This is a genomic window from Nocardia sp. CS682, from assembly GCF_004634405.1.
In the GTDB taxonomy this organism is placed as follows: Bacteria; Actinomycetota; Actinomycetes; order Mycobacteriales; family Mycobacteriaceae; genus Nocardia; species Nocardia ninae.
The window spans coordinates 1,083,414-1,098,197 of sequence record NZ_CP029710.1; the positions used below are offsets into that span (position 1 = coordinate 1,083,414).

12 protein-coding genes are annotated in these 14,784 nt (G+C 64.1%); 3 read left to right on the top strand and 9 right to left on the bottom strand.

Going from position 1 to position 14,784, the window contains the following annotated elements:
- Window positions 1-25 precede the first annotated feature (25 nt).
- Window positions 26-922 (bottom strand): NAD(P)/FAD-dependent oxidoreductase, encoded by an 897-nt coding sequence (locus DMB37_RS04490; RefSeq protein WP_370465394.1) that lies wholly within the window; start codon window positions 920-922, stop codon window positions 26-28.
- Between the two features lie 183 nt (window positions 923-1,105).
- On the opposite strand from DMB37_RS04490, the gene DMB37_RS04495 reads away from it, so the two are divergent.
- Window positions 1,106-1,648: an EF-hand domain-containing protein gene (locus DMB37_RS04495; protein ID WP_135231606.1), complete on the top strand. Its 543-nt coding sequence runs from the start codon at window positions 1,106-1,108 to the stop codon at window positions 1,646-1,648.
- Window positions 1,649-1,714: 66 nt separating this feature from the next.
- Here the strand turns inward: DMB37_RS04495 and DMB37_RS04500 are convergent, their stop codons facing one another.
- The 4 genes from DMB37_RS04500 to DMB37_RS04515 form a co-directional block, all read right to left on the bottom strand.
- Complete coding sequence (locus DMB37_RS04500; RefSeq protein ID WP_135231607.1) at window positions 1,715-3,067, bottom strand: cytochrome P450; 1,353 nt, start codon at window positions 3,065-3,067, stop codon at window positions 1,715-1,717.
- Window positions 3,068-3,100: 33 nt separating this feature from the next.
- Entirely contained in the window at window positions 3,101-3,631 is a 531-nt protein-coding gene (locus tag DMB37_RS04505) for an SRPBCC family protein (protein ID WP_206055187.1), read from the bottom strand.
- A 138-nt stretch (window positions 3,632-3,769) separates the two neighbouring features.
- Window positions 3,770-4,255: an SRPBCC family protein gene (locus tag DMB37_RS04510; RefSeq protein WP_135231609.1), complete on the bottom strand. Its 486-nt coding sequence runs from the start codon at window positions 4,253-4,255 to the stop codon at window positions 3,770-3,772.
- Window positions 4,256-4,362: 107 nt separating this feature from the next.
- A complete protein-coding gene (locus tag DMB37_RS04515; protein WP_135231610.1) occupies window positions 4,363-6,072 on the bottom strand; it encodes an ABC transporter substrate-binding protein in 1,710 nt (569 codons plus the stop codon).
- Window positions 6,073-6,169: 97 nt separating this feature from the next.
- On the opposite strand from DMB37_RS04515, the gene DMB37_RS04520 reads away from it, so the two are divergent.
- Window positions 6,170-7,882 carry an ABC transporter substrate-binding protein gene (locus DMB37_RS04520; RefSeq protein ID WP_135231611.1) on the top strand — a complete coding sequence of 571 codons (1,713 nt, stop codon included), beginning with the start codon at window positions 6,170-6,172 and terminating at the stop codon, window positions 7,880-7,882.
- The gene (locus DMB37_RS04525; protein WP_135231612.1) at window positions 7,879-9,138 is read left to right on the top strand and encodes a DUF885 domain-containing protein; all 1,260 of its coding nucleotides are present in this window, start codon (window positions 7,879-7,881) and stop codon (window positions 9,136-9,138) included. The genes DMB37_RS04520 and DMB37_RS04525 overlap by 4 nt, the downstream gene beginning before the upstream one ends.
- Here the strand turns inward: DMB37_RS04525 and DMB37_RS04530 are convergent.
- The 4 genes from DMB37_RS04530 to DMB37_RS04545 all read right to left on the bottom strand — a co-directional run bounded on the left by DMB37_RS04530 (window position 9,125) and on the right by DMB37_RS04545 (window position 14,666).
- A complete protein-coding gene (locus DMB37_RS04530; RefSeq protein WP_135231613.1) occupies window positions 9,125-9,763 on the bottom strand; it encodes a hypothetical protein in 639 nt (212 codons plus the stop codon). The two genes, DMB37_RS04525 and DMB37_RS04530, sit on opposite strands and share 14 nt — an antisense overlap.
- The gene (locus tag DMB37_RS04535; RefSeq protein WP_240772242.1) at window positions 9,763-10,569 is read right to left on the bottom strand and encodes a 50S ribosomal protein L11 methyltransferase; all 807 of its coding nucleotides are present in this window, start codon (window positions 10,567-10,569) and stop codon (window positions 9,763-9,765) included. The genes DMB37_RS04530 and DMB37_RS04535 overlap by 1 nt, the downstream gene beginning before the upstream one ends.
- A gap of 196 nt (window positions 10,570-10,765) precedes the next feature.
- On the bottom strand, window positions 10,766-11,968 hold the full coding sequence (locus tag DMB37_RS04540) for a DUF6004 family protein (RefSeq protein ID WP_135231615.1): 1,203 nt from the start codon (window positions 11,966-11,968) through the stop codon (window positions 10,766-10,768).
- 202 nt (window positions 11,969-12,170) lie between these two features.
- Window positions 12,171-14,666, bottom strand: a complete 2,496-nt coding sequence (locus DMB37_RS04545) for an ATP-dependent Clp protease ATP-binding subunit (RefSeq protein ID WP_135231616.1) — start codon at window positions 14,664-14,666, stop codon at window positions 12,171-12,173.
- Between the last annotated feature and the right edge of the window lie 118 nt (window positions 14,667-14,784).

The following is a 14,784-nucleotide window of genomic DNA, read 5'->3' on the forward strand; positions in this document are numbered from 1 at the left end:
CCGGGCCTGCCAACTACGGAGTCTGCTACTGCCTCGAGCCGGAGGCTGCCCGCCGGGCGTCGACGGCGCCGCGCACCTCTTCCGAGATCAGATCGTCGATCATCGCGGCCGCCACCTCGGCACCCATCGCCGCGGCTCCGATCAGCTGCTTGGCCGGATCGGCGACGTTTCCCGTAGCCCAGACACCCGGCACCGCGGTGCGGCCGGTGGCGTCGGTGGCGATGTAGTCGCCGATCCCGCTCGGGTGCGCGGTCGGGGTCAGCCCGAGCGGGGCGAGCAGGTCACCGCGCGCGGAGAAGCGCGGCCCGCACACGAGCGCCTGCAGCTCGACGACCTCACCGGTACGCATCCGAACACCGGTCAAGCGATCATTGGCGATCTGTAGCTCCGCCACCTCACCAGGGATGATCGCGATATCGCGAGCGGTGAGCTCCTCGACCTCGCTGTCGGTCAGCGTCGGCCCGGTGTGCGGCAGGAAACGGAGCTGCGCCGACCACTGCCGGAACAGCATGGCCTGGTGCATGGACATCGGGGTGGTGGACAGCACGCCGATGATCTGATCGCGTACCTCCCAGCCGTGACAGAAGGGACAGTTCAGCACATCCCGACCCCACCGCTCGGCGAGTCCAGGGAGCTCGGGCAGATCATCGGTGAGGCCGGTCGCGACGAGCAGGCGGCGTCCGTGAATGGTCCCGGAATCGACGACCTCCACCCTGACACCGTCGCCCGACGCCGACACCGCCGTCGCCACGCCGGTGACGAACTCGACGCCGTACTGCCGTACCTCGGCGCGGCCCGCCACCAGTAAGTCCCCCGGCGGCATGCCGTCCCGAGTCAGGAACCCGTGCATGTGCGTGGCGGTGGCGTTGCGCGGCTCGCCGTTGTCCACGACAACCACCGTGTATCGCGCACGGGCGAGCATCAGCGCGGCGCTCAAGCCCGCCGCGCCACCGCCGACGATCACTACATCGCAGCGATTTCCGGACTCTGGGATCGTCACTCCAGCCTCCTGTAGTCAGATAGATATATAAGATGATAGCATTTGGTAGCTGATCGAGTATCGGCAGCACTCCAGCATCCGGTTCGAATACACGGAGATAACGCGATGACCAGTGCACTGAGAATAAGTAAACTCCGAAAGTTGTTCGGCGCATACGATGTCGACCAGGACGGCGTCATGGACGAACTGGATGTCACGGCGCTGGCCCAGATGTGGTGCGACACATACGATCTCCCACCGCGATCGGCGGAGTGGAACCGAATTCATCGACAAGCCCATCGAATGTTCCGGGATATGCCCGGGTCGGTGGACGCCGACGGAGCAAAGAAGGTAACCGTCGACGAATGGCTGGCGTGGGGCGATCATCCGGAATTCCGGCAATTCGTCGAATCGTCGGCGATACCGTTCAGCATGGCGGTGTTCGCGGCCGCGGACAAGGACCAGGACGGGCGAATTTCCATGCCGGAAATGATGGCGGCTCAGCTCAAAGGCGGAATGTCCGAGCAGGAGACGAGCAAGGTATTCTCCCTATTGGACGCCGACGGCGACGGTTACGTCACCACGGATGAATACATTCAGGCCTCCCGGGAATTCTATTTGAGCGACGACCCGGCCGCGCGGGGAAATCATATTGCCGGCGAACTGTAGCCGCTAGGTTTTACAGCGAAGTCCCATCCAGCCGCAGGAGGGCTGGATGGGACTTCGCTGTAAGGCCTAGGCCGGCGCGACGCCCCTGCGGTGCACCGTCATCGGCAGTGCGTCCACCGGCATCGTGACAGCCGGTTTCGGCTTGGGCTGATGTCCTGGCACGGAAACCAGCCGCCAGCGCGCGGCAATCGTCGCGAGCACGATAATCAACTCGGCCCAGGAGAACGACTCACCGATGCAGCCGTGGACGCCGGCCCCGAACGGCATGAACGCGTTGCGCTGGGCGCCGGTTACGCGCTCGGGCAACCAGCGGTCGGGATCGAATACCTTCGGGTCGGCAAAGATCTCGGGATTGTGGTTGAGCGCGTAGAAGCTGTACAGCACCACCTCGTCGGCCGGTATGCGGTAGCCGCCGAGTTCGGTATCCCGCGTCGTCGTTCTGGTCTGGAAGAAGCCTTGGGTGCGCAGGCGCAGCGTTTCGGTGAGCACCCGGCGGGTGTATTCCAGCTGAGCGACGTCGTCGTATTCGGCGGCCCGGCCGGCGAGCACCCGGTCCACTTCCTCGTGCAGCCGCTGCTCGACCTCCGGATGGGTGGCGATCTCGTGGAAGGCCCACGCTAGGGTATTGCTGATGGTGTTGCTGCCTGCGATGAAGAAGGTCAGCACCTCGTCGTGTATCTGCTGATCGCTCATGCTCGGCGTGCCGTCGTCGTCACGGGCGAGCAGCATCATCGACAAGAGATCACCGCGGTCGACACCATCGGCCCGGCCCGCCCGGATCGTCTCGTGAATGGTCCGCCGCAGATACTCCTCCGACTCCCGATATCGCCGATTCGCCGGGGTCGGCAGCTTCGTCAGCAGGCCGGTGGTGTCGGTCATCTTCCGGAACAGCCCGCCGAGCACGGCTCCGGTGGCGTCCATGAATCGACGCTGGTCCAGCGCGGTACCCGGCGCGAAGATCACCTGGGTCACGTTGGCCAGGGCGAGTTCGTCCATCTCCCGCTCGACCCGAAGGGTCTCCCCCTCGGACCAGGCCGCCATCGCCGCCACGGTCAATCCGCTGATCAGCGCGGAGTAATGCACGATCCGCTTGCGATGGAACGCCGGCTGGAGCAGGCGGCGCTGGCGCCGATGGAAATCGCCGTCCGAGATCCCGAGACCGTTACCGAACATCACGCGGAACCGTTCGGTGATCGGGCCGCCCCTGGCGAATATCTCCGGTGCGCGCATGACCTGCCGCATCAGGTCGGCGTCGTTGATCACGTACATCGGCCTGCGGCCGAGCCGGATCATGGTCACCGGATCGCCGGACTGCAAGGAGAGCAGCAGTTCACCGGGGCGTCGTTTCATCTCGAGCCCGTGGCCGAGTAGCGGCATACCGCCGGGAGTAATCGCCGGCTGTCGAGCAATAGTGGTCATCGGTTCGCCACTTTCTGAATCGGGCCGCGCGAGCTATTCGTCGCCGCGCGCGGTATGGGCGGCCGATGGCACGGTGGCGAGAACCGTTCCGGTTTCCAGCAGAGCCTTGAGATTGTTCATCAGCCCCGGCCAGCCGCCGCTGCCTTCGAGTTGGCCGCTGATCGCCCGATACATGACGCTGCCCGGCTCGAAGCCGTCGTGGGTCACCCGCAGCCGGACCTTGCCGTCACCGTCGGGTTCGAGTTCGAAGGTGACCTTGGTGCGCGGTTCCTTGGCGTACTCGGCGAATTCCTCGTCCGTCCAGCCGAAGAGCTGGGCGTGCGCAGGCTGCAGCAGGTGCCAACTATAGGAAAGCAGCCGAGGCGGGTCTGCTGCCAGCACGACCTGACCCAGATCCTGGAATTCCTCCTCCGGCATGTTCTGCCATTTCACCGGCGACCCCACTCGCCAATCGGATTGCATTCCGACGCCGAACCAATATCGGCGGGTGAATTCCGGTTCGGTCAATGCTGCCCAGAGCTGCTCGGGTGTCGTCGCAATGCGTGTCGTGTAGGTGAATTCCATGATGTTCATCCTTCTGCACTTCAATGCTGCTATAGCTGATCGTGGTCGGCTACCCGGCCCCGAGTCGATATGGCCCCGGCACCACGGCCTCGACCGCATCACGACGTCACCCGCTACCCGTACTACCGCACCTGCGAATTACCGCTGCAGGTTCGGTGGATTCTCGTCCAGCACCAGCCGAAGGGTGACGTCGTGTTCGAGGGCCGCTTTCAAAGCGGCTACCAGGTAGGCGAATCCGGCCGTCGAGTCCCGGACGCCGTCGATCTGGGCTTGCAGATCGCCGCCGTATCCGCTCTCGGTGATATGCAGATACGTGGAGTCGTTCTCATACGGTGTGAACGAGAATTCGACGGTGGTCGGCTGGTCGGGATTGTAATTGTCCCAAGTGAATTGGATACTGCTGTCGGGATCGAACTTCTGAACCCGAATCGTGCGCGCCACGCCGTACATTTCCCATTCCCAGGTGAGTTCGGCACCCTCAGCCATCCGGCCACTGCTCTTCGTGTACCAGAATTTGGACGTGATCGACGGGTCAGCCAGGGCCTCGAAGACGTCGTGCGGCGAACGGCGGATGAGCATGCCGAGGTTCACGGACGGGGGTTGGATCGGCTGCGGCGCAACCATGGTGTCTCCTGTTCGGTGAAGGGGAATCGATAACTCTTTCGGTAGTGGTTCGGATTCACCGTAACGGTGGATGGGTGTCGTTGTGGGTCATTCGAGCATGTGAGGGGTCACTTCCTGTCGAGCCACAGGTTGGTCAGATCGCCGTTGAGGACTGGATAAGGCAGCCAGTTCCGCACGGTCGTTGCGTGGAACCAGTACTGGTGTGCGAAGAGGATGGGCACCACAGCGGCGTCGTGCAGCACCTCGGCCTCCATCCGGCGGAACAGTTCGCCTGCTCGTGCTTCGTCGGCCGAAGCGAGTGCGGCGCCGAGCAACTCGTTGATCTTCGCACTGCGATAGCGGCCGAAGTTGGCACCCCAGTCACCGTGCTCGCCCACACCCCGGCTGTCGAACAGGGGTTGCAGATAAGTTCTTGCGTTGTTGCCGTACCAGTCCGGTTCCCAGCCGGTAAGGGCGATGTCCCAACTCTTCTGCGTGACCGAGGTGGCGAAGTAGTCCGAGAAGAGCTCGTTGATCGAGACGCCGACCAGCTCGACGCGGATACCGGCCCGGGCCAGCGCCGCCTTGACCACCTCAGCCGTCTCGGGGTGGATGTCGCGGTCGCGGAAGACCAACCGCAGCGTGAGCCCGTCCGGGTAGCCGGCGTCGGCGAGTAATTTGCCGGCCAGCTCCGGATCGCCGCGGCCGCCTTCTGTTCCGTACGGACGAAACTCGCGGTGCGCGGTGCACAACGGGGGCAGGATCTGGTCGGCGATGTCGTTCAATTTCGGACCGCCCCATACGCGCGATACCGCCGCCTTGTCCACCGCGTACTGCAGGGCTACTCGAACCTCTCGACGGGCCATGACGGGGCTCGCGAAATTGACCACCAGATAGGGACTGAACAGTCCGGCGGGGTACACCTCCAACCGTGGGTCCTGAGTGTGCAGCAGCGGCGGCAGTTCCTCGGTGAGCGGTTGGATGTCCCACAGCATCTCGGCCGCACCGGTGGCAACCAGGTCGTGGGCCGCACGCTCGGCCATCCCCTCGCGAACGACGATGGTGTCCACATAGGCGGCTCGCAGGGGATCGGACTTCGGTTCCCATGCCGGGTTGCGCTCGAGCAGGATCCGTTCTCCCGGAACGTAATTCACCACCCGGTACGGGCCGTTCGAGGCAAGGACGCGGTTGAACTCCGGGCTGCCGGGGACGAAATTCAGGTACTCGACCGGTGCCGGCGTGGCGAACGGCAAGGCGAGCATATTCAGGAAGTCGGAGGTGGGATACCTAGTGGTGAACCAGATCTCCCGGTCCCCTTGCGCGCGCACACCGCGAATATCGTTGTGCTCCATAGCTTCCGCGAGGGTGTCGCGTGGCGCGTCCGCCATCGCGTCCCGGAACTCGGTCATGCCGTCGATCGTGCTCAGGTAGTAGGCCAGGCCGGGACTGCTCGCGAGTGGGTGGGCCAGTCGCTTGATCCCGCGGACGACATCGCCGGCGACCAGCGGGCGGATGCCCCACGGGGTGTGCCAACGCAGGTCTTCGGCGAGAGTGAACCGGTACAGCGTGCCGTCCGCGCTGATCCGGCCGTTCGCCACGGTCGGCACCTCGGTAGCCAGGTCCGCGACGATCTTTCCGGCTTCCGCGCGGTTGCGGCTCGCGGCGTAGCCGACCAGCTGCCGCGTGTAGCCACGGACGATGCCGCGGGTAGCCGTGTGGTACGCCAGCGCGGGGTCGAGATAGTCGACGTCGCCGGCCCCGACCAGGGTGAGCGTGCCGCCGCGCCGGGGCGCCCGCTGCTCGGGAGAGCTAGCAGTTCGAGTCGTTGTTTCCCGCACTGCCACACCACCTTTCCGCATCCGCCCCAAAGTATACTTCTATTACATATAGTGATCTAGAGGGTCTTTCGGCACGGTCCGAACCAGGAGGTCGGCAATGAGCGGTGATCAGCCACGGTACGGCGGCACCTTGCGCCTGTACGGGCCGGGAAGCATGGACCATGTCGACCCAGCGAGCTCCTATTACATGCTGTCCGGGCAGATCATCAGACTGTTCACCCGCCAGCTGTTCACCTATCGCCCGGTGGCGCACCTACGCGACTGGAGCCAAGTGACGCCGGTACCCGATGTCGCACTGGAGATCCCGACGATCGACAACGGCGGTCTCAGTCGCGACCATCTGACCTATACCGTCCGCCTGCGCCCAGGGGTCCGCTGGGACACCACCCCGCCGCGCGAGGTGACCGCAGCGGACTTCGTCCGTGGGTTCAAACGCATGTGCAACCCGGTGCTCCGAGCCGGCGCGATCCACTACTACACCAGCACCATCAAGGGCGTAGCCGAATACTGCGACGACTACGCCGCCGCTGTGCCCCAACGGAATCCGACGCCGGCCGAGCTGGCGCGGTTCCAGAACTCCCGCGATATCCCGGGGATCACCGCGGTCGACGATCGGACCCTGGTGTTCGAGTTGATCCGGCCTGCACTGGACTTCATTCACATCATCTCGATGATGTTCGCGTCACCGGCGCCCGCGGAATACGACGACTTCGTCCCCGACAGTCCCGAGTTCCGTCGAAACGTCCGGTCGCTGGGGCCTTACCGGCTGACCCACTACCACCACGGCGCGGAACTGCGCATGGCACGAAATCCGGTGTGGCGCCAGGACACCGACCCGGTGCGGCATCAGTATCTGGACGGTGTCGAGGTCATCATGGAGAAGGCGACACCGGAGCAAGTCGGGCAGCGGATCAGAGCCGGGCACGCGGACCTGTCCTGGGCGTCCCCGGTCACCGAAACCTACGACGAGAATCCCACCGACCCGGGTAACAACCTCGGCTACGCGTTGAATCCCTACGTCGTGTTCAACACGGTCAGCCCGAACGCCGACGGCGCCATGGGCAAAGTCGCAGTGCGCCAGGCAATCTCCTACGCGATCGATAAAACGACAATGGTCGACATCTTCGACAAGTTGAGCGTCGGTACGGTGATGTGGCCCGCCCACTCCGCCATTCCACCGGGCAATTACGGCTACGAGGACTTCGATCTCTATGCGACACCGGGCGATCGAGGTGATCCGGCGAAGGCGCGTGAGCTCCTCACCGCCGCAGGTTATCCGGACGGGCTGACGTTGACGGTCGCGCATCGCGATGTGGACGCCAACCCCGAAGTCGCCGACGCACTGGCCACCGACCTCGCGAAGATCGGCATCACACTGCGTTCGATCGCGCTGGGGCACGCCGACTTCTACCCCTTCCTCCGGGATCCGGCCAATGCGCGGGCAGGCGCCTGGGACATGTCGACCCCGGCGTGGACACCGGATTGGTTCGGCAACAACGGGCGCGCCTTCCTGCAACCGATGTTGCAGACCAACGAAGTTCGCGGCACCGGAAACTATGGGTGCTACAGCAACCCCGAGGTCGACCGCATGATCGAGCAGGCGCTCACGGCAACCGATCCGGCCGACGCGCACGCGGCGTGGCATGCGGTGGATCTGCAGGTGATGCGGGACGCGGCCATCGTGCCGATCCTGGTGCACGCACCGACCATCCCCCATATCCGAGGTGCCCGAGTGCGCAACGCGATCGCCATGCCCACCATCGATCGCTGGTTCGACCTGTCCAACCTCTGGCTCGATACCGGCGAATGAGCGCCCCCGATAACGACCAGCCGTCCTACGAGCCGGTGGTCCGCGAGTATCTGCTGTTGGGGCTGCGCCTGGGCAAACTGATCGACGGTTTCGTGGACTGCTGGTTCGGCGATCCCCGGCTCTCGGCTCGCGTCACCGAGGAACCGCCCGCCAATCCCACCGAGCTGGCTCGGCAGGCGGCCAGGCTGCGGGCCGAACTCCCCGACTCGGGTCTGCCCGACGCGCGGCAGCGGTATCTGTCCGCGCAACTCACGGCGCTGGAGTGTGTGGCAAAACGGCTGTCCGGCAAAGACACACCCTTCCTGGACGAGATTCGTCAGTACTTCGACGTCGACATCACCATCGGTGATCCCGAGTGCTATGCGAACGCGCACAAGGCGATCGCCGAGTTGCTACCGGGCAGCGGAGGCTTGCAGGAGCGGCTCGACGCGTACTACGAGCGCAATCGCATTCCACCGGACCGCTTGCAGCGAGCCGTACAAGCTGTGTCCGACGAACTGCGCGTGCTCGCACAACCGCTGTTCGGCTTGCCGGCCGGCGAGCGCGTCGATTACGAGGTGGTGCACGGCAAGCCCTGGAACGCCTTCAACCGGTATCTGGGCGGATTCCGCTCCGAGGTCGCGCTCAACGACGAGGCCGGGCGCGCGATCGCGGCCCTGCCGATCCTCGTGACCCACGAGTCGTATCCCGGCCACCACACCGATCATTGCCTCAAGGAGGCAAGCCTCGTGCGCGAGCACGGACACGCCGAACAGCTCATCTCGCTGGTGAACACGCCGCAATGCCTGATCTCGGAGGGTACGGCCGAACTCGCGCACGTGGCCGTACTCGGCTCGGGATGGGGCGAATGGACGGCGAGAATCCTTGCCGCAGAGGGGATATCCAGCGACGGCGCGCTCGTCGAGCGGGTGCGGACGCTGGTTCAGCGGCTGTTGCCTGCTCGCCAGGACGCGGCGATCATGCTGCACGACCGCGGGGCCGATGTCGACGATGTCACCGACTATCTCCAACGGTGGCTGCTGCTTCCGCGCGACCGAGCCCAGCACATGGTGAGCTTCCTGACCGACCCGCTGTGGCGGGCGTACACGGTCACCTACATCGAGGGAGCGCGGCTCGTCGGCGCGTGGTTGGACGCGAAACCGGCGAATCAGCCTGTCGCCGAACGCTATCTGAGCCTGCTCCGGAAACCGTTGCTGCCCTCCGACCTTCAGCGCGAGCTGAACGCGACGACAGCGGCACCGGCTATTGGGCGCTGATGCCGGGCACCATGATCGCGCGCAGTTGCAAGGTGGTGTGGTCGCAGTACCAGATCCGGCTGCCGTCCCAGGTCAGTCCGGTCGGATTTCCGGCGACATTGTACGAAGCGACCTCCCGACGCGTCTCGAGGTCGACGAGGTTGATCATGGCGCCGTGGTAGTCGGCGTAGGCGAGGTAGTCGTCGGAGACGGTGACGCCGGCGGGTGGTGCGTGCACGGGAATGGTGTCAACCAGCCTGAGCCCGTCGGCCGTGCGCAGATCGATCGACTTTCGATTCTCGTAGCCGAGCCACACGCCGTGCTGGGCCGCCTCGAGTCCGGACAACCCTTCGCCAGGACGGGGATTCGGTAATTCGGTGACCGTATCCCCGGTCGCCGGGTCGATCACGCGCAACACGCGGTCGTCACCGACGACTTGGATCAACTGGCCACCCATCGTGGTGAGATCGGAACGAACTGCCGCGCAGGGGATTCGGTGTTGGACGTCGCCCGTCGCCGGGTCGATCGCGATGATCTGGTTGAGCACACCTTCGGAGAACCAGAGCAGATCCCCCGACCAGGTCAATCCGCACAGCTTCAGCGCCCGCACGGGGATGTCGCGCACAGTTCCGACAGAGATCGGCATCACCCCTCCCCTCCCCGAGCAATAGTGCAGTCCAGCCGCCAGTCGGTGACCACCCGGGATCGCGCGGAGCCGGACGGTCGGTGCACCGTCGCCCGGACGGCGTCGCCACCGGTCACCGGGGTGTGCCGCAGCGGCCAGATCCACACTGCCCAGTTACATCCGAGATAGGAAGGAAAATTCGACAGGGTGACGCCATCGATGAGGTCGGCGGTGAAGAACCCCATGATGGCGTGCAGGTTTCCGGGCCGGCCGATGGGCAGGGTCACGCGGTCCGTGAGTGGCACGGCATCGCTGAGCAGCCGCGGTTCCCGCTGGAAGAAGTGCAACTGGGCGTGTGGCTCGGCGAACTCCTGCACGGCGTCCAGCCGGAAGCCGTGAAAATCCTGTCCCCACATCCCCCAGCCTTCGTCGTCGAATTCGATCGCGGCCAGCGTGGTGGTCAGCTCGCGCGGGATGATCCGGCCGTCCGGCTTCAGGTTTTTGCGAGCGACACTGTCCAGCACCCGCATCATGTTCTCTTCCGGGCCGAGATTGCCCATCATCTCCGAGACGATGACGTCGGCCTTGCGCGGTAACCGGACCGCGCGCGCGTCACCCTGGATCAGGGTGAGCTGGTCTTTGAGATCGTTGGTCACGATGATGCGTTCGGCCACCGCCGCCACATCCGGGTCCGCCTCGATCGCGTACACGTGATCGGCACCGTGTTTCAGCGCCAGTAGTGAGAGCGCCAAAGTGCCTGCGCCCACATCGATCACGATCGAGCCGGGCTCGACGGCCTGCGCGAGCGCCTGATCGTAAGCGTTCATCCTCGGCCGGTCGGAGAGCATCACCTGATGCATGAGAAGGATCAGCGGATCCACAATGCCTGCCTCCGGTCGTGGGTGCTGGTCCCTCCCACGCAATGAGGCAAGGGACCAGCAGGGCCGAGCTTTCGCTATTGATAACTCTAGGGAACTCGCCCGAGCGGCCGGCGTCAAGCGACGACCGCTCGGAAGAGCCCACCTACACGTTGACGGCGGCGTGCTCGCCGACAAACGAATCACGCATGACCAGATTGATACCCGTCAGCCTGGCCTTGACCTCGTCCGCCGTGGTGACCAGCGCGGTATCCGTGCCGTTCATCTGCAGCTCGGTCCCGGTGGCCTCCATGCTCGACAGCTTGCCGAACACGTGCACCGGGTTCGTCGCGTACAGCGTCACCTCGGGGGTGACCAGCTCGAACTCGGTGTCGATGTGCAGCTCGCTCGGGTAGCGGATGCGGCTCAGGCTGTCTTCGCTGCCTTCGCCGAGGGTGCCACCGGACACGCGCGGGAAACTCACTCTGAGCATCACACGTCCGCCGAGCTCGGCGCAGTGGCCGGAGATCGCGACGCGCGAGATCTGTGCCAGCACACCGGAGCCCTCGTCGTGCTTCTCCGGTCCGAACAGCAGGATCTCCGTGCCCGCCGCGTGCTTGTAGTCGCCGGCCAGGTCGACGGTCACCTCCTTGCCGCCCACCTCCAGTTTGGCTTGGCCCTCCAACGACACCTGCATGATCATCGACGGGTCGACCAGCATGGAGATGCACGGCCCGGCGCTGGGCATGAAGAACATGCTCGGCGTGATGCCCACCGGCTCGTTCTCGTCGTTGGCGGGGTACCAGGCCTCGGGCAGGGTGGTACCGCGGACCACGTTGGGCCCCACGATCACGTCGAACGGACCGTCACCGCGCGGCTTGCCGAGATACGGGCCGGTCAGTGGCTTCTTGAACGGCGGGATATGGTCGACGACACCGTAGATGTCGATCACGTTGCGGTGTGCCAGCCGCAGCGTGCTGGACTCCAGGATGCCGAACCGGCGAATGTTGAACTCCGCGGGGAAGTTCTTGCCCGGCGTGATCTGCCGTACGTGACCGGTGTTGGGCAGGAACGGGTTCGACAGCACCTGGATGCGGTCGTCCAGCTCGTAGCTGTAGCCCTTGATACCGACCTCGGGGGCCGAGATCAGCTCGGTCTCGAACTCCGCGTAACCCCTTTCGTCGACGCGATGCTCGAACCCGGGCATCGGCCACTTGTTGAGTTGAACGAAGCCGGAGAGGTTGATCGTCTCCTTGCGTGCCGCGTAGTAATCCTCACCGAATGCCACGGTCGCGGCGGCGAGGATATGCGGACGGATCGGCTTCGGTTCTAAGTTCAGTGATTCGTACGTCTCTTTGATGGCGCTCAATCCAGACACCTCCAGCGTCTGTGGAACTAGTTGGAACGATGCCTTTAACTATATGTTTTTGAACTGATCTGGGCAATGATACGAGCCCTACCAAAACGGGGAAGTATCAAGATTAATTTCCGATCTCGCCGAATTCGCACCGATAAATGGCATGCCGAAGCCGCGCAACACGTTTCATGTTGCGCGGCGGCTTCCGGCGGAATCAGGTCAGTGACTTCTCCTGGCTTTTGACTCGGAATACGAAGGTCGCCGTTTCCGCACCGTCGGGATCCTCGACTCCGTCCCAGCCTTCGACGTCGACGTAGACGGTTTGGCCGGGGCCGATCTCGCCGAAGAGGATCTTCTCCGAGAGCTGGTCTTCGATCTCGCGTTGGATGGTCCGGCGCAGGGGCCGGGCACCGAGCACGGGGTCGAAGCCACGCTTGGCCAGCAAGGCTTTGCCTTGCTCGGACAGCTCCATCGACATGTCCTTGTTCTTCAACTGGACCCCGACCCGGCCGATCATCAAATCCACCATCTGCACGATCTGATCGGTGGTCAGCTGGTGGAAGACGATGACATCGTCGATCCGGTTGAGGAACTCGGGCCGGAAATGCTTCTTCAGCTCGTCGTTGACCTTGAGCTTCATCCGCTCGTAGTTCGAACCCTGAATGTTGGACTGGGTGAACCCGAGCCCGACCGCCTTGGAGATATCCGAGGTACCGAGGTTGGAGGTGAAGATCAGCACCGTGTTCTTGAAATCCACGGTCCGGCCCTGGCCGTCGGTGAGACGACCGTCCTCGAGGACCTGCAACAGGGTGTTGTAGATCTCCTGATGGGCCTTCTCGATCTCGTCGAAGAGCACCACCGAGAACGGCTTACGCCGCACCTTCTCGGTCAGCTGCCCGCCCTCCTCATACCCGACATAGCCGGGCGGAGCACCGAACAACCGCGACGCGGTGAACCGGTCATGGAACTCGCCCATGTCGATCTGGATCAGCGCGTCATCATCACCGAACAAGAAGTTCGCCAGCGACTTGGCCAGCTCGGTCTTACCCACACCCGAAGGCCCGGCGAAGATGAACGACCCCGACGGACGCTTGGGATCCTTCAACCCCGCACGCGTGCGGCGGATCGCCTTGGACACGGCCTTGACCGCGTCCTCCTGGCCGATGATCCGCTTGTGCAGCTCATCCTCCATCCGCAACAACCGGGTGGTCTCCTCCTCGGTCAGCTTGAACACCGGGATACCGGTCCAGTTGGCCAGCACCTCCGCGATCTGCTCATCATCGACCTCGGCCACCACGTCCAGATCACCGGAACGCCACTGCTTCTCCCGCTCGGCACGCTTGGCGACGAGCTGCTTTTCCTTGTCCCGCAACCGCGCGGCCTTCTCGAAGTCCTGCGCATCGATCGCGCTCTCCTTCTCCCGGCGCGCATCAGCGATCTTGTCATCGAACTCACGCAGATCCGGCGGAGCGGTCATCCGGCGGATCCGCATCCGCGCACCCGCCTCGTCGATCAAATCGATCGCCTTGTCCGGCAAGAACCGATCATTGATATACCGGTCAGCCAACGTCGCCGCCGCCACCAACGCGCCATCGGTGATCGAGACCCGATGATGAGCCTCGTAACGATCCCGCAGACCCTTCAAAATGTTGATGGTGTGCTCGACCGTCGGCTCACCGACCTGCACCGGCTGGAACCGGCGCTCCAACGCCGCGTCCTTCTCGATGTACTTACGGTACTCATCCAAAGTCGTCGCGCCGATGGTCTGCAACTCACCACGAGCCAGCTTCGGCTTCAAAATCGAGGCCGCGTCGATCGCACCCTCGGCGGCACCCGCACCCACCAGAGTGTGCAGCTCATCGATGAACAAAATGATGTCACCGCGAGTATTGATCTCCTTGAGGACCTTCTTCAGACGCTCCTCGAAATCACCACGGTAACGACTACCCGCGACCAGCGACCCCAGATCCAGGGTGTAGAGCTGCTTGTCCTTGAGCGTCTCGGGGACCTCACCATTGACAATCGCCTGCGCGAGGCCCTCGACCACGGCGGTCTTACCCACCCCGGGCTCACCGATCAGCACCGGGTTGTTCTTGGTGCGCCGGCTCAGCACCTGCATCACCCGCTCGATCTCCTTCGAGCGCCCGATCACCGGATCCAGCTTGCCCTCCAGCGCGGCCTGGGTCAGATTCCGGCCGAACTGATCGAGCACCAGCGAGGTCGACGGAGTACCCGCCTCACCACGCGAACCCGACTCCACCGGCTCCTTGCCCTGATACCCCGACAACAACTGGATGACCTGCTGACGCACCCGGTTCAAATCAGCACCCAGCTTGACCAGCACCTGCGCGGCCACACCCTCACCCTCACGGATGAGACCCAGCAGGATGTGCTCGGTACCGATGTAGTTATGGCCCAGCTGCAACGCCTCGCGCAGACTCAGCTCCAGCACCTTCTTGGCCCGCGGGGTGAACGGAATATGACCCGACGGAGCCTGCTGGCCCTGCCCGATGATCTCCTCCACCTGGCTACGCACGCCCTCCAACGAAATACCGAGCGACTCCAGCGACTTCGCCGCGACACCCTCACCCTCATGAATCAGCCCCAGCAGGATGTGCTCGGTACCGATGTAGTTGTGGTTGAGCATCCGGGCCTCTTCCTGGGCCAGGACAACGACACGCCTCGCGCGGTCGGTGAACCTCTCGAACATGCCGCGCTCCTCACCACCGTGCAGGTAGGTATATAAACCTATAGTAACTGTGAACATGGCGGAGGCAACCCCGAGTTCGCGGTTCTCTCGCGCACTTGACGCCCGTGCTCTACCGTGA